This is a genomic window from Mycobacterium sp. (genome assembly GCF_035314665.1).
GTDB lineage: Bacteria > Actinomycetota > Actinomycetes > Mycobacteriales > Mycobacteriaceae > Mycobacterium.
Map to the genome: position 1 here is coordinate 64,610 of NZ_DATFZD010000429.1, position 21,396 is coordinate 86,005.

General features: G+C 64.6%; 25 protein-coding genes and 1 pseudogene. 12 read left to right on the top strand and 14 right to left on the bottom strand.

Features of this window, described 5'->3' with window-relative positions:
• Positions 1–71: 71 nt before the first annotated feature.
• The 8 genes from VKI00_RS31015 (at position 72) to VKI00_RS31050 (ending at position 5,698) form a co-directional block, all read left to right on the top strand.
• Complete coding sequence (locus VKI00_RS31015) at positions 72–194, top strand: hypothetical protein (RefSeq protein WP_324446789.1); 123 nt, start codon at positions 72–74, stop codon at positions 192–194.
• A 256-nt stretch (positions 195–450) separates the two neighbouring features.
• Positions 451–1,056, top strand: a complete 606-nt coding sequence (locus VKI00_RS31020) for a helix-turn-helix domain-containing protein (RefSeq protein WP_324446791.1) — start codon at positions 451–453, stop codon at positions 1,054–1,056.
• Entirely contained in the window at positions 1,053–1,559 is a 507-nt protein-coding gene (locus tag VKI00_RS31025; RefSeq protein ID WP_324446793.1) for a hypothetical protein, read from the top strand. Before VKI00_RS31020 ends, VKI00_RS31025 begins: the two co-directional genes overlap by 4 nt.
• 106 nt (positions 1,560–1,665) lie before the next feature.
• Positions 1,666–2,940, top strand: a complete 1,275-nt coding sequence (locus tag VKI00_RS31030) for a cytochrome P450 (protein WP_324446795.1) — start codon at positions 1,666–1,668, stop codon at positions 2,938–2,940.
• Positions 2,937–3,125 (top strand): ferredoxin, encoded by a 189-nt coding sequence (locus VKI00_RS31035; RefSeq protein WP_324446797.1) that lies wholly within the window; start codon positions 2,937–2,939, stop codon positions 3,123–3,125. The genes VKI00_RS31030 and VKI00_RS31035 overlap by 4 nt, the downstream gene beginning before the upstream one ends.
• Before the next feature lie 14 nt (positions 3,126–3,139).
• A complete protein-coding gene (locus VKI00_RS31040; protein ID WP_324446799.1) occupies positions 3,140–3,427 on the top strand; it encodes a DUF1330 domain-containing protein in 288 nt (95 codons plus the stop codon).
• Between the two features lie 652 nt (positions 3,428–4,079).
• Entirely contained in the window at positions 4,080–5,120 is a 1,041-nt protein-coding gene (locus tag VKI00_RS31045; RefSeq protein ID WP_324446801.1) for a DUF4185 domain-containing protein, read from the top strand.
• An 86-nt stretch (positions 5,121–5,206) separates the two neighbouring features.
• Positions 5,207–5,698, top strand: a complete 492-nt coding sequence (locus tag VKI00_RS31050; RefSeq protein WP_324446803.1) for a hypothetical protein — start codon at positions 5,207–5,209, stop codon at positions 5,696–5,698.
• 42 nt (positions 5,699–5,740) lie between these two features.
• Here VKI00_RS31050 and VKI00_RS31055 read toward each other — a convergent pair whose 3' ends face one another.
• The 8 genes and pseudogenes from VKI00_RS31055 to VKI00_RS31090 form a co-directional block, all read right to left on the bottom strand.
• Positions 5,741–5,938 (bottom strand): ferredoxin, encoded by a 198-nt coding sequence (locus tag VKI00_RS31055; protein WP_324446805.1) that lies wholly within the window; start codon positions 5,936–5,938, stop codon positions 5,741–5,743.
• A gap of 10 nt (positions 5,939–5,948) precedes the next feature.
• Complete coding sequence (locus VKI00_RS31060; protein WP_324446807.1) at positions 5,949–7,154, bottom strand: cytochrome P450; 1,206 nt, start codon at positions 7,152–7,154, stop codon at positions 5,949–5,951.
• A gap of 104 nt (positions 7,155–7,258) precedes the next feature.
• Positions 7,259–8,077 (bottom strand): annotated as a pseudogene (locus VKI00_RS31065) (NAD(P)-dependent oxidoreductase); the annotation flags it as partial.
• On the bottom strand, positions 8,053–8,871 hold the full coding sequence (locus VKI00_RS31070; RefSeq protein ID WP_324446809.1) for an NAD(P)-dependent oxidoreductase: 819 nt from the start codon (positions 8,869–8,871) through the stop codon (positions 8,053–8,055). The gene VKI00_RS31070 and the pseudogene VKI00_RS31065, both read right to left, overlap by 25 nt.
• Positions 8,871–9,746: an alpha/beta hydrolase gene (locus tag VKI00_RS31075; RefSeq protein ID WP_324446811.1), complete on the bottom strand. Its 876-nt coding sequence runs from the start codon at positions 9,744–9,746 to the stop codon at positions 8,871–8,873. The genes VKI00_RS31070 and VKI00_RS31075 overlap by 1 nt, the downstream gene beginning before the upstream one ends.
• Positions 9,743–11,374 (bottom strand): thiolase C-terminal domain-containing protein, encoded by a 1,632-nt coding sequence (locus tag VKI00_RS31080; protein ID WP_414687344.1) that lies wholly within the window; start codon positions 11,372–11,374, stop codon positions 9,743–9,745. The genes VKI00_RS31075 and VKI00_RS31080 overlap by 4 nt, the downstream gene beginning before the upstream one ends.
• 20 nt (positions 11,375–11,394) lie before the next feature.
• The gene (locus tag VKI00_RS31085) at positions 11,395–11,691 is read right to left on the bottom strand and encodes a ferredoxin (protein ID WP_324446813.1); all 297 of its coding nucleotides are present in this window, start codon (positions 11,689–11,691) and stop codon (positions 11,395–11,397) included.
• Positions 11,688–13,001, bottom strand: a complete 1,314-nt coding sequence (locus VKI00_RS31090; RefSeq protein ID WP_324446815.1) for an NADH-ubiquinone oxidoreductase-F iron-sulfur binding region domain-containing protein — start codon at positions 12,999–13,001, stop codon at positions 11,688–11,690. Before VKI00_RS31090 ends, VKI00_RS31085 begins: the two co-directional genes overlap by 4 nt.
• 37 nt (positions 13,002–13,038) lie before the next feature.
• Here VKI00_RS31090 and VKI00_RS31095 point away from each other — a divergent pair, with 37 nt between their 5' ends.
• Positions 13,039–13,512 (top strand): hypothetical protein, encoded by a 474-nt coding sequence (locus VKI00_RS31095; protein ID WP_324446817.1) that lies wholly within the window; start codon positions 13,039–13,041, stop codon positions 13,510–13,512.
• A 5-nt stretch (positions 13,513–13,517) separates the two neighbouring features.
• Here VKI00_RS31095 and VKI00_RS31100 read toward each other — a convergent pair whose 3' ends face one another.
• The 6 genes from VKI00_RS31100 to VKI00_RS31125 form a co-directional block, all read right to left on the bottom strand.
• Entirely contained in the window at positions 13,518–14,384 is an 867-nt protein-coding gene (locus VKI00_RS31100; RefSeq protein ID WP_324446819.1) for an alpha/beta hydrolase, read from the bottom strand.
• Positions 14,385–14,401: 17 nt separating this feature from the next.
• Positions 14,402–14,815: a Rieske (2Fe-2S) protein gene (locus VKI00_RS31105; RefSeq protein ID WP_324446821.1), complete on the bottom strand. Its 414-nt coding sequence runs from the start codon at positions 14,813–14,815 to the stop codon at positions 14,402–14,404.
• A gap of 1 nt (position 14,816) precedes the next feature.
• A complete protein-coding gene (locus VKI00_RS31110; protein ID WP_324446823.1) occupies positions 14,817–15,962 on the bottom strand; it encodes an amidohydrolase family protein in 1,146 nt (381 codons plus the stop codon).
• A 38-nt stretch (positions 15,963–16,000) separates the two neighbouring features.
• Entirely contained in the window at positions 16,001–17,092 is a 1,092-nt protein-coding gene (locus VKI00_RS31115) for an amidohydrolase family protein (RefSeq protein WP_324446825.1), read from the bottom strand.
• Between the two features lie 202 nt (positions 17,093–17,294).
• Complete coding sequence (locus tag VKI00_RS31120; protein ID WP_324446827.1) at positions 17,295–18,218, bottom strand: NAD(P)-dependent oxidoreductase; 924 nt, start codon at positions 18,216–18,218, stop codon at positions 17,295–17,297.
• Positions 18,219–18,225: 7 nt separating this feature from the next.
• Positions 18,226–18,606: a carboxymuconolactone decarboxylase family protein gene (locus VKI00_RS31125; protein ID WP_324446829.1), complete on the bottom strand. Its 381-nt coding sequence runs from the start codon at positions 18,604–18,606 to the stop codon at positions 18,226–18,228.
• A 158-nt stretch (positions 18,607–18,764) separates the two neighbouring features.
• Between VKI00_RS31125 and VKI00_RS31130 the strand changes: the two genes are divergently transcribed.
• The 3 genes from VKI00_RS31130 to VKI00_RS31140 form a co-directional block, all read left to right on the top strand.
• Positions 18,765–19,514, top strand: a complete 750-nt coding sequence (locus VKI00_RS31130; RefSeq protein WP_324446831.1) for an alpha/beta fold hydrolase — start codon at positions 18,765–18,767, stop codon at positions 19,512–19,514.
• Between the two features lie 100 nt (positions 19,515–19,614).
• Complete coding sequence (locus VKI00_RS31135) at positions 19,615–20,625, top strand: acyl-CoA dehydrogenase family protein (protein ID WP_324446833.1); 1,011 nt, start codon at positions 19,615–19,617, stop codon at positions 20,623–20,625.
• Positions 20,609–21,396 (top strand): acyl-CoA dehydrogenase family protein (locus VKI00_RS31140; protein WP_324446835.1); only part of this gene is annotated, 788 nt, incomplete at its 3' end. The genes VKI00_RS31135 and VKI00_RS31140, both read left to right, overlap by 17 nt.

Below are 21,396 nucleotides of genomic sequence, written 5' to 3' on the forward strand. Positions count from 1 at the left end.
CACGTAGGTATCGCTTCGGCATTCAAAGTTCCTCTGGCCGTTGCGGTTTCGGTCATATAACCTCAACCGCCATGACCACCTACGCCGTCCCCGATGCCTCCGCCGACCCCGAGGCCGCCGCACTGGATTTGATCGTGCGGCTACCAGCGGTCGACGATTGCGAGGTCCCCGCCGCCATGCTGTCCGCGCTGTGACGACCGTCCGCAGATCGTCCGCAGCAGAATTTCGGGCATCTTCCGGCGATCAACGCGGCCAACAGTCAGACGAAGGTTTTACCGAATAGCCAACACAGTTTTCGGGTACTAACGCCCAGGATGGTGTTGAAGGTGATCATCGCCAAGTCGCTGGGTTTGTGACGCCGCCGAAGAAAATCGTCGGAATGCGACCCTTGTCACAGTCGCCTAACCAACCTACTGTGTGTTCAGTTGGTTGGTTGGACGAAGGAGTCCGGTGCCCGAGACACGGCCGTACGGCTCGCTGCGCGCCAAGGGTGAGGACCGCAAACAGCGGATCCTGGCCGTCGCGCAGCGACTGCTGACCCGCAACGGGTGGCGCAATACGACGCTGGCCCAGATCGCCGGCGAAGCCGGTGTCAGCCCCGCCGGCCTGCTGCATCACTTCGAATCCAAGGAACAGCTTTTACACGCCGTGCTCGACGTCCGCGACGCCGATGACGACGCGCACGCGGACCGGGCCGGCGATCTGATCGCAGAGATCGCCGCGGTCGCCGATCGGTTCTATCGGTCGCCCGAACTGGTGGGCACGTTCACCGTGCTGCTGGCGGAGAACGTCGACCCTGACGCACCGCTGCACGACCGCCTCGCCGCCAGATACCAGGGAGCGGTCGACATCATCACCGAGCTCATCCGGCGAGGTCAGCGGGCCGGCCGGTATCGCATGGATATGGATGTGACCGTCAAAGCAGTGCAGATCCTTGCCTTCATCACCGGAATGGAGACCACATGGTTGATCAATTCCTCGATACCACTGACCGAGGTCTTCAAGGAATACGCGGAATCGTTGGCTCGGGACATGGCACCACCGAGGCAGGTATGAGATACCGGCTCGACGTGGTCGCCGCGGACGTCGCCGATGTGGTGAAGTTCGCCGGCGGTTGGCTGTTCGACCGGGCGATGGCCGGCTGGGACGTCACCGTCTTGCTCGTCGACCATCCCGACGAACGTCCGCTGCAGATCCTTGGCGCTCAGATCGTCGATCTGGAATACGCACTGGCGACGGTGGGGCACCGGCCGGCTCCGCAGACCTTGGCGGCTGCGGCTGACCTTTTCGGCTGCGATTCCCGCGTACGGCAGGGCGTCGTGCAGGCGCTCGACCAGGGTGCCACCGAAGTCACCTTGTGGGGCGAGACGTGGCCGGCCGAGCTGGAAGGCAGCGTCGGCCTGGTCCAGCATCGGCTCAGCGCCGCAGCCCAGGCGTTCAAGTCGCAGGCTCTGGCGGCCGCAGCGATGCCGCTGGAATCGATCGGGCCGGTCGAGACGTTCCGCAGCAGGGTAATGGCCTTCGCAGCTGTCGAGGCCGACCTCATTCCCGCTGGCTAACCCGCAGTCCTCCCATGCTGCGTTGACGTCGCGGCATGCTCTGTGGAAATCTAATACTCATCTCTGAGAGGCGCATTCTCACAGGTCGAGATTGGAACGGTGCGAGATGGTGAATGACTTCACCGAGCTGGACTTCTTCCGCGGCAGCGAGCTCATCGCGGACCCATACCCCTACTACGAGGCGCTCCGGCAGCAGTGCCCGGTGACCCGGGAAAACCACCACGACGTCACGATGGTGACGGGTTGGGACGAGGCCTGCGCCGTGCTCAATGACGCCGAAACGTGGTCCTCGTGCATCTCGGTGACCGGACCGTTTCCCGGTTTTCCGGTGCCGATCGAGGGTGACGACATCACCGAACTGATCGAGCAACACCGTGACGAGCTTCCGTTCAGCGACCAGCTGCCCACGCTTGATCCACCCACCCACACCAACCACCGCTCCCTGCTGATGCGGCTGATCACCCCGAAGCGCCTCAAGGAGAACGAGGACGCCATGTGGGTGCTCGCCGACGAGGCGCTTGACGCGTTCCTGGCGCCAGGGCACGGCGAGTTCATCAAGGGCTTCGCGAGCCCGTTCACGTTGCTGGTTATCGCTGACCTGCTGGGCGTGCCCGTGGAGGATCGCGACAAGTTCGTCAAAGGCATCCGCGAGCACTCGGGTGGCGGCGTCGGCGGCACCGGCAAGGAATCGCTGGCGCACAGCCCGCTGGAATTCCTCTACGGTCTTTTCTCCGACTATGTCCGGGACCGCCGCCGTGAGCCCCGCGACGACGTGCTGACCGGCCTCGCGACCGCCACCTACCCCGACGGCTCGACTCCTGATGTCGAGGATGTCGCCCGCGTCGCGAGCAACGTCTTCTCGGCGGGTCAGGAAACTACCGTGCGACTGTTAGGCGCGGCGTTGCAGACGCTAGGCGAGCGTCCCGACATCCAGGCGCAGTTGCGCAAGGACCGCAGCCTGATTCCCAACTTCATCGAAGAGTCGCTTCGCATCGAGAGCCCGGTCAAGGGAGACTTCCGGATGAACCGCAGGCCGGTCAACATCGGCGGAGTCGACTTGCCAGCTGGCACAACGGTGATGGTCGTGCAGGCCGCGGCCAACCGCGATCCGCGCCGGTTCGAAGACCCGACCACCTTCGATCCGGCCAGAAAGAATGCCCGCCAGCACATCTCGTTTGGTCGAGGCATTCACAGCTGCCCCGGCGCGCCGCTGGCGCGGGCCGAAACGCGGGTGGCCATCGAGCGGCTGCTGGACCGCACGTCCGACATCCGGATCAACGAGCGGGTTCACGGACCGGCGAATGATCGTCGCTACCAATATGTTCCGACCTACATCCTGCGTGGCCTGACCGAGCTGCACCTGGAGTTCACGCCGGCATGAAAGTCTGGGTTGACGACCAGCGCTGTCGCGGACACGGCGTGTGTGTCACGCTGTGTGAGGACGTGTTCAACCTGACCGACGATGGCTACGCCGAGGCGATCGATTCCGATGTGCCAACGGAATTCGAGGCGGCCACCCGCGAGGCCATCGATTGCTGCCCCGAACAGGCCATCGCCGAACGCTGACCAGAGGAGGCTCTATGCCTAAGGGATATGTCATCCTGACGGAGGCCATCAAGGATCCGGAAGGCATGAAGGATTACGGCCGGGCCGCCGGAGCGGCAATGGCTGGTGTCAACGTTCTCGCTGTGGACACCGCACCCAAGGTCGTCGAAGGCGGCTGGCATGGCGACCAGACCGTCGTGCTGGAATTCGAGTCGGTGGATGCGGCCCGCGCCTGGTACGAGTCCGAGGCCTACCAGAAGGCGGCAAAACTGCGCCACGCCGCCGCCGACTGCAATGCGGTGATCATCTCCGGATTCAGCTGAGCCGCAACTAAACTGGCGGCGCTTCGTCGCGCGAACGAACCTGGCTGCCAGCGGTCGGCGGTTGCGACACGGTCACAACCGGATACCAATCCGGCGTATCACTGGCATCAATTCCCACTGTAGTCACTATCGTCACAGATTCGGACCCGTGCGCGTCCGCTGTTGACGACCTATGGGAAATCCAGGAACCCATCGGAGGTTTGACGTGTGGGTATTTCCCCGACTCGCGCCGATATCGGTGGCGTCGGTGGCCGCCATTGGACTCGTCGCTCCGGTAGTCGTGGCCCCTTCAGCGGCCGCCGCACCCTGCTCGCAAACGGCTTCCGCGGCAGCACCCAACGGCGTTCAGCCACTGCCGGGGGCAGCGAGGCCGCCGGTAGCACACGTGCCGACAGGGCGCATGCCCCGCGGCGCACAGAACCAGGCGGTGCCGTTCGGGCTGGGTCCGCTCGCCCCGGCCTTAGACCCGACAGCAGCGGGCGCGCTGAACTCCGCGCCGATGCAACAAGAAGGCGCGGTGCTGCCGTGGCCCGTGCCAGGGCCTCCCGGTCCCCCAGCGGCCCAACAGGTGCCGAACCCCGCGAGTCCGATCAGTCCGGGTCCAAACGCAGCTGCGGCTATCGCGGCCCCGACGACAACGATCGTCAACTGGGTGGATGGACCCAACAGCCCAAACAACACATACACACGCTTCGCCATCTCGGGTGCCGACCTCGGGATTATGTGGGACAACGGCCAAACCGGCGCGAACGACCAGGTGCTGATCGCATTCGGCGACACGTTCGGCGATTGCAGCGTCTCTGGCCAACAGTGGCGGAGCAATACCTTGTTTCGTAGCGCGGACCGCAATCTGTCGGACGGAATATCGGTGCCGGATCCCGCGTTCGGCAACGTCTACGCCGGCTCGCCAGTCCTGTCCGCGACTCCACCCGGATCGAACTTTTCGAGGCAGATCATCGCCAGTCTCAATCTCGCCCCAACCGAAGTGACCATCATTCCCACCGCCGGGATCTCAGTCGGGACAATACAATACGTCAATTTCATGTCGGTCCAGCAGTGGGGCAATCCTGGCCAATGGACCACGAACTTCTCGGCAATCGCGACTTCCACCGACAACGGCGAAACTTGGACCGCCAACCGTGGAACCGTCCGGCCTAGCTTTTATTTCAGCGTGCCCAGCGTCTGGTTTAACTGGGGCAACCAGAATTTTCAACAGGGCGCGTTCGTCCGACGCGACGGTTACGTGTACTCATTCGGCACCCCGTCGGGACGCTCCGGTTCGGCATATGTGTCACGCGTCCCCGAGAACGCAGTGCTGGACCTCAGTCAGTACGAATACTGGAGCAATCCGTGGTGGAATTTCTTTGGGACAGGATCGTGGGTCGCAAACAGCCCCTGGGCCGCCACGCCGGTTATTTCGGCTCCCGTGAGCGAGATGTCAGTTCAATACAACGATTACCTCAACAAGTACGTGGCGCTCTACACCGACGGCTCGAACAACGTCGTGATGCGAACAGCGGACAATCCACAAGGACCGTGGAGCGTATCGCAGACCCTGGTGACGTCAACACAACTTCCTGGCGGCATTTACGCACCGTTCCTCCACCCCTGGTCGACCGGCCACGACCTCTACTTCAACCTCTCGCTGTGGTCGGCGTACAGCGTAATGTTGATGCACACTACGTTGCCCTAGTCCCCGGCCCTCGGATTGTCATCGGTTACGGGCCGAAACGACCGAAGATTGGCTCAACGAAGGCTAAGCCGATTATCAAAAAGACCGTGGCGATAGTGCTGACGACGCTGGCAGAAGCCCTCGCAGTGCTTTCCGCGCCGACAGCAGCGTATGCGGATCCCGTTGTACCGCAACCAGACACCGCCTGTTCGCCGGATCTCGCCAACGCGATGACCTGGCTTCCGGAGCAGAAAATAAACCTGGCGTGCCTGCAGGAGCCAAACCACAGCTACCAATGGAAAATCGTCACCTCCGATTACCCGAGCAGTGACCGATGGCTGACCTATGGACCCCAACTGACACTGCGCGGCGAGGGAACTCGCAACTACAACCTACGATCAGGCGACTGGATCGCCCTCCCACGAGACCCCGACAGCCAGTGCATCGCGGAACAGATCGCCGTGGTTAGTGCGGGAGTTGTAAGCTCGCCCCGAGTAGAGGCCGGGGCGCCAGGGCAACAGCTCTCGTTTCGGGTGCTACCTAATCTCTTCTCGATAACGGTGAAGGGCTACTGCCTTTGGAGCAGGGTGAGCTCTTGAAAAATGGCTACCGTTACGGACGCCACGCGGCGTTGACAACCGCTATTCGGTGATCGAAATGGCCTGCCGCGGGCATTGCCGGACCGCATCGCGCACTTGCGCTTCGTTTTCCGGCGTGACTTCTTCCTGCAGCACGGTCAGCGTGTCGTCGTCCTCGAGCTGAAACACCTCGGGGATGATCCCCATGCAGACCCCGTTGCTTTCGCAGAGACCCCAGTCGACTTCGATCTTCTTCGTCACTCAGTCCACCTCATCGCAATACTTTCACCGGTACGTTCAGCCAGCCCGCGACGTTCTGCATGGTGACCCGTTTGCAGCCCTCCCAGTTGACCTCGTAGCGGGGCATGAAGTCGAGCAGCTTCTCCAGTGCGATCCTGCTTTCCATCCGGGCCAACGCCGCGCCCAGGCAACTGTGAATTCCGTAGCCCAGGCCGAGGTGCTGTGCCTCGGTCTGGTCGCGCTCGATGTCGAAGGTGTCGGCGTCGGTGAAGGCATCCGGGTCGCGGTTCGCGGCGGCCTTCATCAAGAACACCGGCTTACCGGCGGGAATCGTGCCACCGCTGGTGTTTGCCTCTTTCAAGGTCCAGCGGACGTTGTACTGAACCGGTCCCTCGTACCGCAGCAACTCTTCGACGGCGCCGGGGATCTTGCTGCGGTCTTCTTGCAGCTTCTCCCACTGGTCTGGGTTGCGGGCGAAGAGCACGGCCGCGCTGCCGATCAACTTGGTGACGGTCTCGGCGCCGGCCCCGCCCAGAAGCGTGGCAAAACCACATATTTCAATATCGTCGAGCTTGCGAGTCTGACCATCCTCGCCGGGGATTTCGGCGGCGATCAGCTTGCTGAGCATGTCGTCCTGCGGGTTTTCGCGCCGTTGCTGCACCAGCCCGAAGTAATACATCGCGGTGTCGATGTTGGCCTGCATGCCGGCTTCGCTGATTTCGATTTGGCCCGGCTCCCGGTGCAGGCTGGTGTCAATCCAGTGCCGTACCTGCTGGCGGTATTCCTCCGGCACTCCGGCCATCGTGGTGATGACTTCAACGGGGAACGGCCCGGAGAAGTCCTGCACGACGTCGAACTCGTCCGGATCGGCCGCGCTCAGGTATTTGTCGACGACCTCAACGACTGTGTCGTGCTGCGATTGAACGGCCCGCGGCGTGAAGGCCTTATTGAGCAGGCTGCGCATGTGGCGGTGCTCCGGGGGGTCCATGAAGATGATGGACCGCTGCTCGGGGGATATGCCCTTGCGCACCATCGCCAGGTCGCAGCCGCGCGAGGACGAGAAAGTCTCGAAGTCCTTGAGCGCGGCAGCCACGTCCTCGTGGCGGGTCAGCGCGTAGAAGTCCTCTTTCTCGTCGTAGTAGAGCGGGGCGTCCTCGCGCATTCGTCGATAAATGTCGAACGGGTTTGTGAAGTACTCCTCGGAGAACGGATCAAAGACGACCTTTGGCTTGGTCATTGCACCCTCCTCGCCGCCCAGTGAGCGGCTCACACCTTTACGACGGAATGCTCGACTGTAACGCTAACGGTAGACGGTTCGTCTCGTGTCGAAAAGACCTCATCTCACACCCTTATGGCCGCGTCGATAACGTCGTCGAGCACGCCCAGGTCGCTGCCCAGTTCGGCGGCGATACTCCTGACCACGTCAACGTCTTTGCCCACGAATTCGCCGGCAGTGTCGATGAACGACGCGACCGACCCGCCCCTCGTGACGATGTCCAACACGCGACTCGCCGCGCTGCCATGCGTAAGCGCGTTGAGCAGCGTCGACTCCGGCACGCCGAGTCGCGCACCCAGTTCGATCGACCCGGAGAGCAATCCGAGCTGCGCCGCAAACAACGCGTTGTTGACCAGCTTCACCTTCTGACCCGCTCCCAGCGGGCCGACGTGCAGAACCGGATCGCCGTAACAGCCCAACACCGGGCGCACGCGCGCCACCGCTTCCTCGGCGCCGCCGACGAACAGCGTCAGGGCACCGGCCGCGGCGTTGTGCGGGCCGCCGCTGACCGGTGCATCAACGACGTCGACGTCGTGCGGTGCCCCCCGCATGGCGATGGTCTCCACCGTCTGGGGACTTCCCGTGGTGTGCACCACCAGCGCCGAGCCCGGCGACATCGTCGCGAGCAGGCCGTCCTCCAGGCAGATCTGCCGCACTTGCTCGTCGGTGAACACGCAGATCACCACCACGTCGGCGGTCGCGGTCACCTCAGCCGTGTCGGCCACCGCGTTGGCGCCCAGTTGAGCGACGGCAGCACGTTTCTCGGCGCTACGGCCCAGCACCGCGACGTCATGGCCGGCCTCGACCAAACGGGCCACCATGGGGTGCCCCATCCGACCCGCGCCGATGAATCCGATTCTCACCGCCGATGTTTCATCAGAGTCAGGGTGGCGTCGGCGGCGTCGAGCACCGCCCCACCGGGGACGGCGGCGGCATCGGCGAGGTCGGCGACCAAGCGGACGTCCTTCTGCAGCAGTGTGCCGGCAAGGCCGGCCAGGCGGTCCAAACCGCCGGTGTCACCGCCAAGAGCGTTGAGCGCGAAGCAGTTCCCACTGCCGCGCGAGATGACCTCGGTGAGCCGGTCTGGCAAGACGCCAAGCGCCTCACCTAGCGCTAAGGCGGTGGCAGCCGTTCCCAGATTGGCGGTGAACAACAGGTTGTTCAGCAGCTTGGTGGTTTGCCCGGATCCCAGGTCACCCAGATGCACGACGGGGTTGGCATAGGTCTCGAAGACCGGGCGGCAGCGCTCGACTACGTCGGCGTCACCACCGACCATCACCAGCAGACGACGTTCCGCCACCGCCGGAGCGCCTCCGCTCACCGGCGCGTCGATAACCGAGACACCCTGCGCGCCAGCCTTCTTCGCCAGTGCGTGGCAGGTCTTGGGGTGGACGGTGCTGTGGATGGCGATCACGCCGCCCGGCTTGAGTCCGGCCAGCACCCCGTTCGCGCCGCCGGTGATCTCCTCGACGTCGGCGTCACCGACCACGCAGAGGCAGACGAGATCGCTACTGGCCGCGAGTTCGGCCGGTGACCCTGCGACCTTGGCCGCCGTGTCGGCGTACGGCTCGAGTGAGGCCGGTCGGCGCGCCCACAGCGTCGTCGGGAAGCCGGCTTCGACGATCCGTCCCGCCATCGGGCCGCCCTGGCTGCCCAGGCCAATGAATCCGACGTGCATCAACCGGCCTCCAAGTCGGGACTTTCACGCGCGACGACACATTCGTCGGCGAATGCCAGAACGGTCGCGTGGTACTCCGCGGCGGTATGGCCGAGGCTGATGTTGTGCCCGGCCTGAGGTTGGTGATGGACAACAAACTGCGGCACGGCAGAGAACATCGCCTCGATCTCGGCGATCGCCGAAGTGTCGGTCTGCCAAACCTTCTCGTGCTCGGCGATGCTGAAGTGCACCGGGACGCGCACCGCGGGTGCGAGCGCCGGGAAGTCCTGGCGGCCCCAATTGGACACCATCAGGTCCTCGTAGGGCGGGGCGCCGGGATACACCGTGGCCCCGTTGAGCACCTCGGGTGGATACAGTTCCGTTGGGTGCCATAACAGTTCACGCAGACCCGACGGGCGGCGTTCCCGCGTTGCCGTCTTGAGCATGTCGCGGGCCGCCGGGTGATAATGCCGGCCGGTGCCCGCCAACTCGATGCCCAGCAGATCGCCACCGCGTTCATCGGCCGCCATCCGCATCGTCAATTCGCATCCGCCGGAATGGCCCATCAAGAACACGCCGGCGCCGCGCGGCCGTTCACCAAGAATGCGATCGACAGCCGAATAGGCAAGCTGGACACGCTGTTCGGGGCGGGCCACCGCTTCCGGATACGGGGCCGAGCTGCCGTAGCCGGGGCGATCCAGCGCCACCGCGGTAAATCCGTGCGCCGCGGCCGCTCGGAGAAAGGACGATCCCGGGTGCCCCGGACAGTCGAAATAGATTGAGGTGGTGCCTCCGCCGTGAATGGCCACGATGACCGCCCGCGGATCCTGCGCCTCGGCGACCAGCGCGGACATCGGCACGCCATCGACGATGACGACCCGCGGCCGCACCGTCATCCGTCCGACCGCAGCAGCAGTACGCCGCTGGGCGTCAGGCCGCCGCTGCTGACCACGCCGACGCGGGCATCGGCGACCTGTCGCTGACCGGCCTCGCCACGCAGCTGGCTGATCGCTTCATGCAACAAACCCATCCCGTGCGTTCGGCCATGCGACAGTTGACCGCCGTGCGTGTTGAGTGGCAGCTGGCCGTCGCGGGCGATGTTCTTGCCGCCGTCGAGGAATTCTTTCGCCTCACCGATCCGGCAGAACCCCAGCGCTTCGATCCAGGACAGGCAGTTCATGGTGAACCCGTCGTACAGCTCGGCGACGTCGACGTCCTCCGGCCGCAGCGAAGTACGCGTCCACAGGTGCGCGGATTGGCCGAGCACCTGAGGCTCGTGGGTCAATGTGCTTTGGTCCCAGTCGATTCGCTCGATGATTTGCGTTCCCACCGCCTCCACCAACACCGGCGGCTTGGCCATGTCGCGGGCGGCGTCGACAGCCGAGACGATGACGGCGATCGCCCCGTCGCAGGGCACGTCACAGTCGTAAAGCCCGAACGGCGTGGTGATGGGGCGTGCGTTCAGGTAGTCGTCCATCGTCAACGGAGACCGATAGACCGCCGACGGATTGAGTTCGGCATTGGCTCGCTGGTTCAACGCAATCCAGCCCAGCGTCTCTCTCGTCGTCCCGTAACGATGGAAGTGGCGCTGCGCGTTCTGCGCCAACGTGTGGGCCGCCGAGGTGGCGCCGAACGGCATCAGCCAGTCGGCTCGGCGGCCCATCGACGGAACGATCTTGCCCTGCTTCATCTGCTCGTTGAAGGTGGCTTCCCACAGCGTCCGGAAGCACAGCACGTGACGGGCCAGCCCGCCGGCGATGGCGAGCATCGCCGCGATGACCGACCCACCCGGGCCGAAGGTTTCGATGCCGCCGTTGTGCCAGGTCGGCCGGATGCCCAGCGCGGCCTCCAGCGCGGTGACCCCGCCTTCGCCGAACCCGCCGAGGTTGCCCCCGCCCGGATAGGTTGACAAGCCGTCGATGTCGTCGAATGTCAGGCCGGCATCGGCGATTGCGGCCTCGCATGCCGCCACTGTCAGCGACAGTGGCGGCACCATCAACCGGCGCCCGATCTCCGACATGCCGATGCCGGTCAGTGCCACCTTGTCTTCGAACTTCTCCGTCGTGAGCATCGGGCGGACGTATTCACCAAAGCGCTCCGGGGCGATCTCGTCGATGGGCAGCGCAGCGGGCCGGGTATCGCACGTGGGCCGGAACAACGGTAGCCACACGTCCTCGACCTGTTCGAAGACAACCTCCACTTGCTGACCGAGCTGCAATTGCTCGGGGTCGCACTCAATGATGTTGGTGGTCAACCGAACCCGCGGATCCTCTGCTATCGCGACTTGGGCAACGACGTACGGCGCGGGTAAGCCAGGCAGGCTGAACCGGTGATTGATGGTGAAGCCGGCCAGCGTGGCCCGTCCCGACACCGCCCGCACCTCCAGATGGTGCGAGCGGCAGTACCGACAGATCGGCGCGGGCGGATGGATGAGCGAAGTGCAGTCGGCGCATCCCTGCAGCCGCAGTATGCCGTCGGCGCCTGAGTGCCAGAAGAATTCGTTCTCGTCGGTGATCAGGGGCAGCGGGCGTCCGGTGTTCTGCGTCAACGCGTAAAACCCCACTCCGCTTCGTTGGCCTCGGTTTTGAGGTGCGCGGCAGGATCGTCATCGTCGCGCAACTCTCGGTGGGTAATGCTGGGTTGGGGCTCACCCATCTCGGTGATGGCGTGCACCGGGCAGTCCAGTAGTGCGTTCATAACCGCGTGCTCGTCAGCTTCGGCGACGGTGCCGTCACCGATCAGTGACGCGTATCCCCAGTCGTCGAGGGAGAAGTAGCCGGGTGCGTGTTTAGCGCAAATACCAAAGCCGTCGCAGACCGTGCGGTCAAGGCGAATTTTCATGCCTGCGTCACCCTCTCCACTTCGTAGGGACGCTCGGCGCGGAACGGTTGGTTGCCGCAGTCCCGGCAGGTGCCTTCCAGATGGCGGGCGACCTCGTCGGGAAACTGAGCGAGCAGGCTTGCCGCGACGTTCGTCGCGGCGTCCAGCGTCGCGCAGGCACCGCGCCCGCGCAGCACCACCGACCAGCGGCGCAGCCGCTCCACGTCTTCCACGGTGGCGACGCCGTCGCGCAATGCGCCCGCGGCGGCAGCCATCGCCGCCGTCCCGTTGAAACACGATCCGCACTGGCCGGCGTTTTCACGGTCGAAGTAGGCCAGCACCGCGGCGGCCACCGCGACGGGGCAGTCGTCGGTGATCACCGAGACCGCACCGCAGCCCAGGCCGCTGCCGAACCGGCGCATGGTCTCGTGATCCAGCGATGTCTCGAGCACTCGTCGGTCGAGCAGGCCCGCGAAGTACCCGCCCATAAGCGCGCCTCGCACTCGGTCCGGTGAAACTCCGTGCAGGGCAAGCATTTCGGTGAACGGTAGGCCGTGCGGCAGTTCGTAGAGCACTGGTGGTCGTCCCGCTCCGGTGATGGTGGCCAGAAACGTGCCCGGCGACACCGGGGTGCCCTGGGAGCGGAATGCAGCCGCGCCGTCGCTTAGCAGCAAGGGCAGGTTGGCCAGCGTTTCGACGTTGCTGACCAGCGTGGGCCGTTCGGCGACGCCGGCTTCGAACGGGCGCGGTGGCTTGTCGGTCGGCTTGGCCGGGCCGCCGTTGATCGCCCGGACCGCGGCGGTCTCCTCGCCGGCCACGTACCCGGGCTGCACCGTCACCAGTTCGACCGTGATGCCGTGCAGCTCGGGGCCGAGCTCTGCGAGCGCCGCTTGGACGCTGCGGGCCGATTCGGGGTCGGACACGTAGACGTAGGCGCCGTCGGCGGCCACGATCGCGGCGGCGAGCCGCAGCCCGTCCAGAACCAGGTGCGGGCGGTTGCGCAGCAGCCAGCGGTCCTTGATCGAAGCCGGTTCTCCCTCTTCGCCGTTGGCGACGGCGACGGTGCCGCCCGCGCTTTTGCCGTTATCGCGAACCGCGCGCAACTTCACCGCGAGCGGGAAGGCCGCGCCGCCGCGACCGACCAGCCCGCTGGACTCGACCTCGCTCAGCAGTTTGTCGGCGTCGGTCAGTGGCCGATAGCCGCCCCGTGCACGGTAGGCCGCGAGGTCCTCGCGGGTCTGGGGCTGCTCGCCCAGCAGCCTGGCCGGGCAGCCTGGGGCGGTCGCCACGGTGATCGGTTCGGCCTGGGTGGTTATCTGGCTGGTGTTCATGAACTAGCTCGCCATCCCGGCAGTTACGCTTGCGCGCATGCGGACTGCCGTGGTGCGCGTCAACGTCGACCCCGAGGGACGATTCACGCATGCGCGGCTACGAGAGGGCATGGTGGTCCTCCTTGGGCTCGTCGGCGAGGCGGGCGTCGACATAGTGGCCTGCGAGCTCACGTCGATGCCGACCAGTCGCCGAGAGGTGGAATTGCTCATCGCTGCCGAAGACGCCGACACGGCCAAGCGCACGGCAATCGAGATGTGCGTCAAGGCCTTTGGCGGCACGGCGTTGCCCGGTGTGGTGACCTTTGTCAGCAGGGGAACCGACGACGACGTGCACGGTGTGTTGGCGGGGTTCGGGCTCACCGGCGACATCATCCGGGCACCGGGCGACGACGGCTATGACATCGTCCACGTGACGCTGCGGGAGGAAGACCTGGACCGCATCCCCGAGAGTCGGGTCCACACAGCCCTGGAGGCCTCGCTCAACTGCGAGGTCCACATTCACACGCGGTAAATGCATTACGAGCCTAGGAATTCCAGGATCGCGGGTGCCGCTTGCACCCAGGTGTCGAACATGTTGAAGTGCTTCACCTTGCCCGCGGCGCGTTCTTCGGACGCACGCTCCCACGCATCCTCCGGCCAAGGCGGGTCGATCAACTTCGATCCCTTGATCAGACAACTGACTTCCAGCGAGGTCCGTTTGGGGTGGTCCATGTCGTTCTCGCCGCCGCGAATGATCAACGTGGGAACCTTTATGCGGTCGAACATTTCGTCCTCGACGCCCGGAATCGTCTGTCCCGGTTTGGAAACGAATGCGTTGAGCCAGCGCAGCATGACCTTGAGGAACTCGTTGGAGTCGAAGTCGAGGAACCGTTGCTTGTTGGCCGGGTTTTCGTCGATGCGGTCGCGCCATTCCTGCACCTTCACCACGCCGGCCATTCCGGTGCCCCGCACCGCGAGAATGCTGGGGATGATGTAGAAGGAACCGAGCACGAAGGTGCCGTAGATGCCGCCGACGATGTTCCACACCACGAGCTTGGTGACCATTTCGGGGTAGAGCATCGTCGTGATCATCGAATCCCTTGCCCCACCGGAGCCTCCGGCGAGGATGCAGTGCTCGAAGCCCAACCCGTTGACCAGCTTGTGCAGCGTCTCGGCGCGCATGTGGGATTCGCTCTGTCCGTAGAACTGCACGTCTGACGCGCCGCAGTTGGGCCGGTCCCACAGCAGCACCCGGTAGCCGCCGGCGGCCAGGGCATCGGCCAGCGGACGCAGGCCCTCAATTTCCTTACTGAACCGCCCGCCCGGCGTCAGGGCAATGAGATCGCCGGAATCGCCGAGGATTTCGTAGACGACGTTGCCACCATTCACGTCGATAGACGCCACGCAATTCTCCTGTTGGGTTAGGCCATCACCAGAACGTCGTTGCCGACGACGCGCACCGGGTAGGTGCGGATGCTCCACTCGGGCTTGACCGCGGTCGTGCCGGTCGCCAGCTCGAAACCCCATTGATGCCATGGGCAGTAGATGTACTCCAGGTCCCGCACCATGACCGCGTCGCCCGCGGCCGTCTCGTCCACGATGGTGCGGCCGCGGGGCCGCCCCGAGCACAGCGGGCCGCCCTGGTGCGGACAGTAATTCGCGATGGCGTAGAAGGTTCCGTTGACGTTGTACACACCCACACCGTGCCGCCCGATCGGCACCAGCTTGTGCTTGCCCGGGGGAATCTCGTCGACGGTCGCAACGATGTGCTCGCGGCCCTGTGCGAGGCGAGGCTGGGGCCGCTCGGTGGCTGCCCCGCTCTCTTCAGAGCTCAACTCAGAGCACCCGGACTTGACCCTCGAGGACGGGAACCGTCTCCGGAAGGTGATAGGTCGCGATGCCGTTCTTGTACATGATCGCTTCGCGCGCGGTCTTGGGCAGATGCTTGACCACCCAGCGAGGGTCATCGAACGTCCAGTGCGGGTAGTCGGACGAGTACAGCAGGATCTTGTCGCACTCCATCCACTCCATCGCGCGGGTCAACTCCGTCTTGTCTTCGGGGTAGTCCAGCGGCTGGGTGGTGAACTTGATGTGGTCCTTGACGTAATCGGACGGCTTGCGCTTGATCTCCACCCGTGACTTGCGCGCCTCGTAGATCGAGTCCATCCGCCACATGAGCGGCAGGATCCAGCTGAAGGCGTGCTCAACGAAGACGATCCGCAACGTCGGGAAGCGGTCGAAGACGCCGTCGAAGATCAGGCTCATCACCTGGTTCGCCGCCAGCAGCGAGTAGGTCACCATGAAGTCGTGGTTGTAGCTGGGGAAGCCCACCGGCGGCGTCGGCAGCAACTCGTAGGTGCCGCGCGAGAGGTGGCAGCTGACGGTGATGTCGTGCTTGGTGGCGGCCGCCCAGATGGGGTCGTACTTCGGGTGGCCCCATGACGGTCTCGGCTCGGCTTTGATCAGAATCTGGGCCATATAAGGGTGCCCCGCCCACTTCTCGATCTGTTCGACGGCGCCTTCGGGGTCCTCGATGGCAACGCAGATCGACCCGCGCCAACGCTGGTGCCAGTTGTTGTGGCTGTCCAGCCAGTGATTGTTCTGCCAATCGTTGAGCGCGCTCGAATATGCCTGGTTGGCTTCGGTTAGACGCGGCGTGCGGCCGGCGGGCTCCAGAATCGCGATGTCCGAGCCAGCCTCCATGATCAGCTGGCGGAACGCCATGTCCGGGTCGCTGCCCGGGAACTCGCCGTCCGGCGGAAAGGTGTCGGTGCGCATCGCGAAGGCGTGCGCGTAGTCGGGGGCGTCGTAGTAGATCAGCTCGCCGATCTTGTGGTCGAGGAAGAATTTGCTGCGCCACGGCTCGGGGATGTACGGGGTGATCTCGCCGCGCTTGGGCACCGGGTGGACATCCGAGTCGACGCACCGGACGGCGATGCGCTCCTTGGCGGGAACTCGTTCCTGCGTGTGGGTCAATGTCATTTCGACCTCCTCAGCCTTCCCTGACTTCTATTCTGCGACTAGCCCGCCGCGAGGTCGACAGAAATGTCGATTCCGTACAGGCTGGCCGCGTTGCGCCAGCAAATCTTCTCGCGCTGCTCGGCCGACAGTGCCTTCGGCAGCGTATGGATGTCGCCGCACTGCCAGTGCGGATAGCTGGAGCCGAACATCACCATGTCCTCTTTGCCGGTGAAGCCCAACCACTCGCCGGCGAACTCGACGTCGCCGGGGCCGTCCAGGCTGCCCTGGACGAAGTACACATGTCCGGGCAGGTAATCGCTGGGGATCCGGGGCGCCCATGGCGTCTGTTCGAGGTGCGGACGGCCGAAGGTGTCCATGCGCCAGATGAACGGCGTCACGAAGTCCGCGGCGCCGTCGGCCCAGACGAACTTGAGGCCGGGCCAGCGCTCGAACACGCCCTCGGCGATCATGTTCATCAGGTGGTACAGGTAATTCAGCGCCATGAAGCTGAGGTACTGCTCGTAGGTGAGCGTGTTGCCGGACGGGGTCGGGGGAAAGCCGATGCCCTCGCCGGTTTCGATGTGCACCGCCACCGGGAGATTGGCGTCGGCGGCGGCCTCCCAGAGCGGCCAGAAGTGCGGCTTACCGTACAGCTCGCGGGATTGCAATGGGACGGCGATCTGAACCACCCGCGGGTGTCCGCGCCATTTCTCGATCTCGCGCACGGCGCCGACGATGTCGTCGGGGTTCACCCGGATGGTGCCGCGGAACCTGTCACCGAAATGGGCAGACTCCAGCCACTTCGACACCATCATCTCGTTGTGCGCCGCGTGCAGGGCGCTGCCCAGGTGCCGATCCGGCATGATGCCGCGCCCCATCGGGTGCAGGACCGCCACGTCCACCCCGCGCTTCGTAAACAGTTCGTTGCCAACGAATTCCGGATCCGAGCCCGGGTATTGACGGTCCGGTCCCTCGGTGTTCGGCGCGTACTCACCGCCGGGCGCCCCATACCAGTCCATCTCGTAGTCGGGGAAACCGCGACTCTTGAACGGCTCGCGCAAAACCGAGCGCAGCTCTTTATTGGACGAGAAGAAGATGTGCACGCTGGCATCGATCAGCGGCGTGCGCGTCCCGTCCGGGTGTTCTATCACCTAAACCACCCTTCACAGCTCCGACGATCCTGCCGGGCCTGCTGACCATACGATAGGCAATCTAACATTCCCATTCATCGCCAATCAACAGGGTTCCGGTAAGCATTTCGATTAACATCGCACCTGCTAGCGGTCACAATTGCGGGTAGCGTGTGTAAGCGTTGTTCTTCATTAGCGATAATATCATTCTCGCACGCGATGGCTACCCGTCAGACGGGGTAGGTGACGCCAGTCGCTGAACGGCTTCGCCGACAATGACGCCGGCGGATTCTTCGATCGGTTTGATCACCGACGTGAAGTCGGAATCGGGACCCTGATCGCGCGTCGCGACTTCCCACAGCCGCGCGACGGCCTCGGCGACTTCGACCGACACGCCAAGCGCTTTCGCCTCGTCGAGATACAACCCGACATCTTTGACCATCAACCCGGTGGCAAAGCCGTAGTCGAACGTGCGGGGAAGGATCGCACGGGGAAACTTGTCGCGACTCGCGCTCGTCCCGCCGGAGCCTGCGTTGAGCACATCGATCATCACACCGGCGTCCAAGCCGGACTTGACACCCATGACGACGACTTCTGCTGTCGCGACCAAGACGGTGGCCGCCAAGATGTTGTTGGCCAGCTTCATTGTCTGTGCAGCGCCAGGCTTCTCGCCGATGTAGAACGCTCTGCCGAGGGTCTCGAGTATCGGCTGCACAATCTCGAACTCGCTCCGAGGGCTCGAGACCATCACGGCGAGCGCACCCTTTTGGGCTCCGGTGACGCCGCCGCTGACCGGGCTGTCGATCGCAACGATGTTCCGTTGGGCCAGCAGGCCATGGATCTGCGACGCCGTTCGGCTGCCGACCGTCGACAGGTCGACATAGCGCTTGACCCGCGAGCCCTCGATCACGCCGATGGCGCCGGTTGCGACGCTCAGTGCGACATCAGGCGAGGGCAGGCTGGCCAGTACCGTCTCCGTGGCGTCGGCGACCTCCTTGGGAGATGACGCCGCCCGTGCCCCGAGCGCGACGACGTCATCAAGCGCTTCTGAGCGGGTGTCGAATGCGACGACGTGATGATTCGCCTGTATGAGCCGCTGCGCCATAGGAAAACCCATGTTGCCCAGGCCGATAAATCCGATGTCCATCGTCTGACTAGCCCTGGTCTAGTTCGGTGAACGCTTCCCGGGCGATGCGAAAGCTGTCGACCGCCGCCGGCACGCCGGCGTAGATGGCAACCTGCAGGAAGATCTCGCGAATCTCATCGCGAGTGACGCCGTTCGTCAGCGCCGCCTTGATGTGGGTGCGCAATTCATTCGGCCGGTTCAGCACCGAAATCATTGCCAAATTGAGCATGCTGCGGGTCTTCAGCGCCAGTCCGTCGCGACCCCAGACCGCACCCCAGCAATACTCGGTCACAAGATCCTGAAGGGGCTTGGTGAAGTCGTCCGCGTCCGCCAGAGCCTTATTGACATACGCCTCGCCAAGGACGGCGGACCGCATTTCCAACCCCTTGTCATACGTTCGTTGGTCCAATCCTCGACTCCCTTCACAACAACGATTCCTCGGAGGCGAGCCCGGCCCGGCTATGAGCGGCTTCGGCGCCGCAGGCGGCCAAGCGCGCAAATTTACAAGTAAGCACCGCTGTATATTTCTGTCAAGCCTGGCCCGTGAGCCGTAAAGTCGGTCCCCAAATGACACTGCCTGGTCTAGTCCTCGTTCACGGTGGTGCTCACGCTGCCGACTGCTGGGATCTGACGATCGCCGAATTAGCCTGCCAGGAACCAAAATTGCGCGTCCTGGCGGTCGACCTCCCTGGCCGCGGGCGCAAGCCCGCGGATCTGGCGACGATCACCCTGACGGCTTGGGTCGACTCGGTGGTCGCCGACGTCGAAGAGGCGGGCTTCCGCGATGTCATCGTCGTCGGACACTCGATGGCGGGGCTCACCGTTCCCGGTGTGGTGACCAGGCTCGGCCCGTCCCGAGTGCGCGAGCTGATCATGGCGGCGGCATTCGTTCCGCCCCAGGGATTATCGGTGGTGGACGTGCTGAGAGGGCCACTGGCCCCGCTGGCGCGCGTGGGAGCGCGGGTCAACGTGCCGTTCGCAATACCTACTGCCGCAGCACGATTCGCGTTCTTCAATGGGATGCCCCGAGACCAGCGCGCCTTCGCGTTGGCGCGGATCTATGCGGAGTCGCCACGAGTGATCGTCGAGGCCGTAGATCGCCGCGGCTTACCCGACGAGGTGCCCAGGACCTGGATCATGACCTTGCGGGACCGTGCCCTGTCATTGCGACAGCAGCACGGTTGCATCGAGGCGCTCGGCGGCGTCGACACCTTGATCTGCATCGACACCTGCCATGACCTCATGTACAGCGAGCCCCGGTGGCTGGCCGAGGTACTGATCGAACGGTGCCGGTATTGGGCTCAGCGCCCCGACTAGCGGCCAGGCAGATCCGCTCGCAGCCCCAGCGAGATTGTCACTGTGCTATTAAGAGAATACTATTCTCGAAGCACGTTAACTGATCTAAGGAGCTGGCCGGATGCTGCTGGAATTCGACGCCGATCAGCGGCTTTGGCAGGAAACGGTGCGCGATGCCGTAGCCAAGCAGTGCCCGCCGGCGCTGGTCCGAGGCGTGGCCGAAGACGGCGTGGACCCAACCCCGATCTGGAACGCCTACGTGGAACACGGCTGGACCGAGATGAGCGATCCGGCGAACGCCGTCGAGCTGGCCATCGTGCTCGAAGAGCTGGGCCGCGCCACCGATCCCACGCCGTTCTTGGCCACGATGAGCCAGTACGCGCCGTTGGCCGCCGATCGGTTCGACCCACAGGCGTCCGGAACAGCCGTCTACACCGGGGTGACCGCGCACCGCGATGGCGACGCGTGGGTGATGGACGGCACCGCGAAGCATGTGCTGGACGGCGACCGTGCCGAGTGGTTGGCGGTGGTGACCGACGCCGCGGTGTTCATCGTCAGCGCCGCCGAGGTGGCCGGGCAGGAGTCGAGGCGACGCAGCTCGGTGTTCGACCCGGTGCTGCACGTCGCCGACGTGACGTTCGACGCGGTCCGGGTGCCCGACACGGCGCGAATCAGCGTTGACGTCGAGCGAGCGCGTCACATCGCCCTGATGGGGATGGCCATGACGATGGTCGGTGCCTGCCAACGCATTCTGGATCTGGTGCTTGACCACGTGCGCAGCCGCCACCAGTTCGGGGTGCCGATCGGCTCGTTCCAGGCGTTGCAGCACAAGGCCGTTGACATGCACGTGGCGGTGGAGCGGGCCCGGGCGCTGGCTTACTTTTCGGCGTTGACGATTGCCGCGGACGATCCGCGCCGCCGGCTGGCGGCCGCCATGGCTAAAGCGGCTGCGGGCGAGTGCCAATCGGTGGTGTTTCGCCACGGCCTGCAACTGTTCGGCGCGATGGGCTTCACCTGGGAGAACGACCTGCAATTCGCGCTGAAGCGGGCCAAGGCCGGCGAGCTCCTGCTCGGCGGCGCTGCCGAGCACCGCGCGATGATCACCGAGGAGTACCGTGCAGCTCACGTTTGATCCAGATGTCGAGGCGTTCCGCGCCGAGTTCGTCGCCTTCCTTGACGAGCATGTGCCCGCGGCCGCGGCCGAGGCGTTGGAGCGACCGAAGTCGGTGTCGCACATGCCGGCTTGGGCGCGCCGCTGGCAGCGATTGCTGTTTGACAACGGCTGGCTGCTGCCCACACAGCCGCCGGAGTTCGGCGGCCGCAACGCCACGGTGTTGCAGCAATACGTCTATCTGGACGAGCTGTGTCGGCGACGGATCTACCACAGCTTCAACCCGCAGGGCGTGAATATTATTGCGGCGTCGCTGATTTCCTTCGGTAGTGATGAGCAAAAGCAACGCTGGGCGGTGCCGATTTTGCGGGCCGAGATCACCGCCTCATTAGGGATGAGTGAGCCCAGTGCCGGTTCGGACCTGGCGTCGCTGCGCACGAAGGCGGCTCGTGACGGCGATGACTTTGTGGTCAACGGCCAGAAGGTCTGGACATCAGGCGCACACGACGCCGACGTGCTGCTGACGTTTGTGCGGACCGATCCAGATGCGCCGAAGCACAAGGGGATTAGCGTGCTGCTGATCCCGACCGATAGGCCCGGCGTGGTGCGCCGGCCGTTCCCGTCGATCTGCGGTCAGGATGACCTGGACTTCAACGAGGTGTTCTTCACCGATGTGCGAGTGCCCGCCGAGAACCTGGTCGGCCCACTGAATCAGGGCTGGCGGGTGGCCAACGGGTCACTGGGTCACGAACGCACGATGATGTGGCTGGGCTTCGCCGATCGGCTGGACAA

Bases quoted from the DNA above. Each gene is read 5' to 3' on its own strand.
- VKI00_RS31075 (WP_324446811.1), bottom strand. From the start codon at position 9,746: ATGACGGTGCGGCCGCGGGTCGTCATCGTCGATGGCGTGCCGATGTCC.
- VKI00_RS31025 (WP_324446793.1), top strand. From the start codon at position 1,053: ATGAGATACCGGCTCGACGTGGTCGCCGCGGACGTCGCCGATGTGGTG.
- VKI00_RS31070 (WP_324446809.1), bottom strand. From the start codon at position 8,871: ATGCACGTCGGATTCATTGGCCTGGGCAGCCAGGGCGGCCCGATGGCG.
- VKI00_RS31130 (WP_324446831.1), top strand. From the start codon at position 18,765: ATGACACTGCCTGGTCTAGTCCTCGTTCACGGTGGTGCTCACGCTGCC.
- VKI00_RS31085 (WP_324446813.1), bottom strand. From the start codon at position 11,691: ATGAAAATTCGCCTTGACCGCACGGTCTGCGACGGCTTTGGTATTTGC.
- VKI00_RS31060 (WP_324446807.1), bottom strand. From the start codon at position 7,154: ATGACCAAGCCAAAGGTCGTCTTTGATCCGTTCTCCGAGGAGTACTTC.
- VKI00_RS31015 (WP_324446789.1), top strand. From the start codon at position 72: ATGACCACCTACGCCGTCCCCGATGCCTCCGCCGACCCCGAGGCCGCC.
- VKI00_RS31095 (WP_324446817.1), top strand. From the start codon at position 13,039: ATGCGGACTGCCGTGGTGCGCGTCAACGTCGACCCCGAGGGACGATTC.
- VKI00_RS31030 (WP_324446795.1), top strand. From the start codon at position 1,666: ATGGTGAATGACTTCACCGAGCTGGACTTCTTCCGCGGCAGCGAGCTC.
- VKI00_RS31120 (WP_324446827.1), bottom strand. From the start codon at position 18,218: ATGGACATCGGATTTATCGGCCTGGGCAACATGGGTTTTCCTATGGCG.
- VKI00_RS31035 (WP_324446797.1), top strand. From the start codon at position 2,937: ATGAAAGTCTGGGTTGACGACCAGCGCTGTCGCGGACACGGCGTGTGT.
- VKI00_RS31135 (WP_324446833.1), top strand. From the start codon at position 19,615: ATGCTGCTGGAATTCGACGCCGATCAGCGGCTTTGGCAGGAAACGGTG.
- VKI00_RS31040 (WP_324446799.1), top strand. From the start codon at position 3,140: ATGCCTAAGGGATATGTCATCCTGACGGAGGCCATCAAGGATCCGGAA.
- VKI00_RS31090 (WP_324446815.1), bottom strand. From the start codon at position 13,001: ATGAACACCAGCCAGATAACCACCCAGGCCGAACCGATCACCGTGGCG.
- VKI00_RS31110 (WP_324446823.1), bottom strand. From the start codon at position 15,962: ATGACATTGACCCACACGCAGGAACGAGTTCCCGCCAAGGAGCGCATC.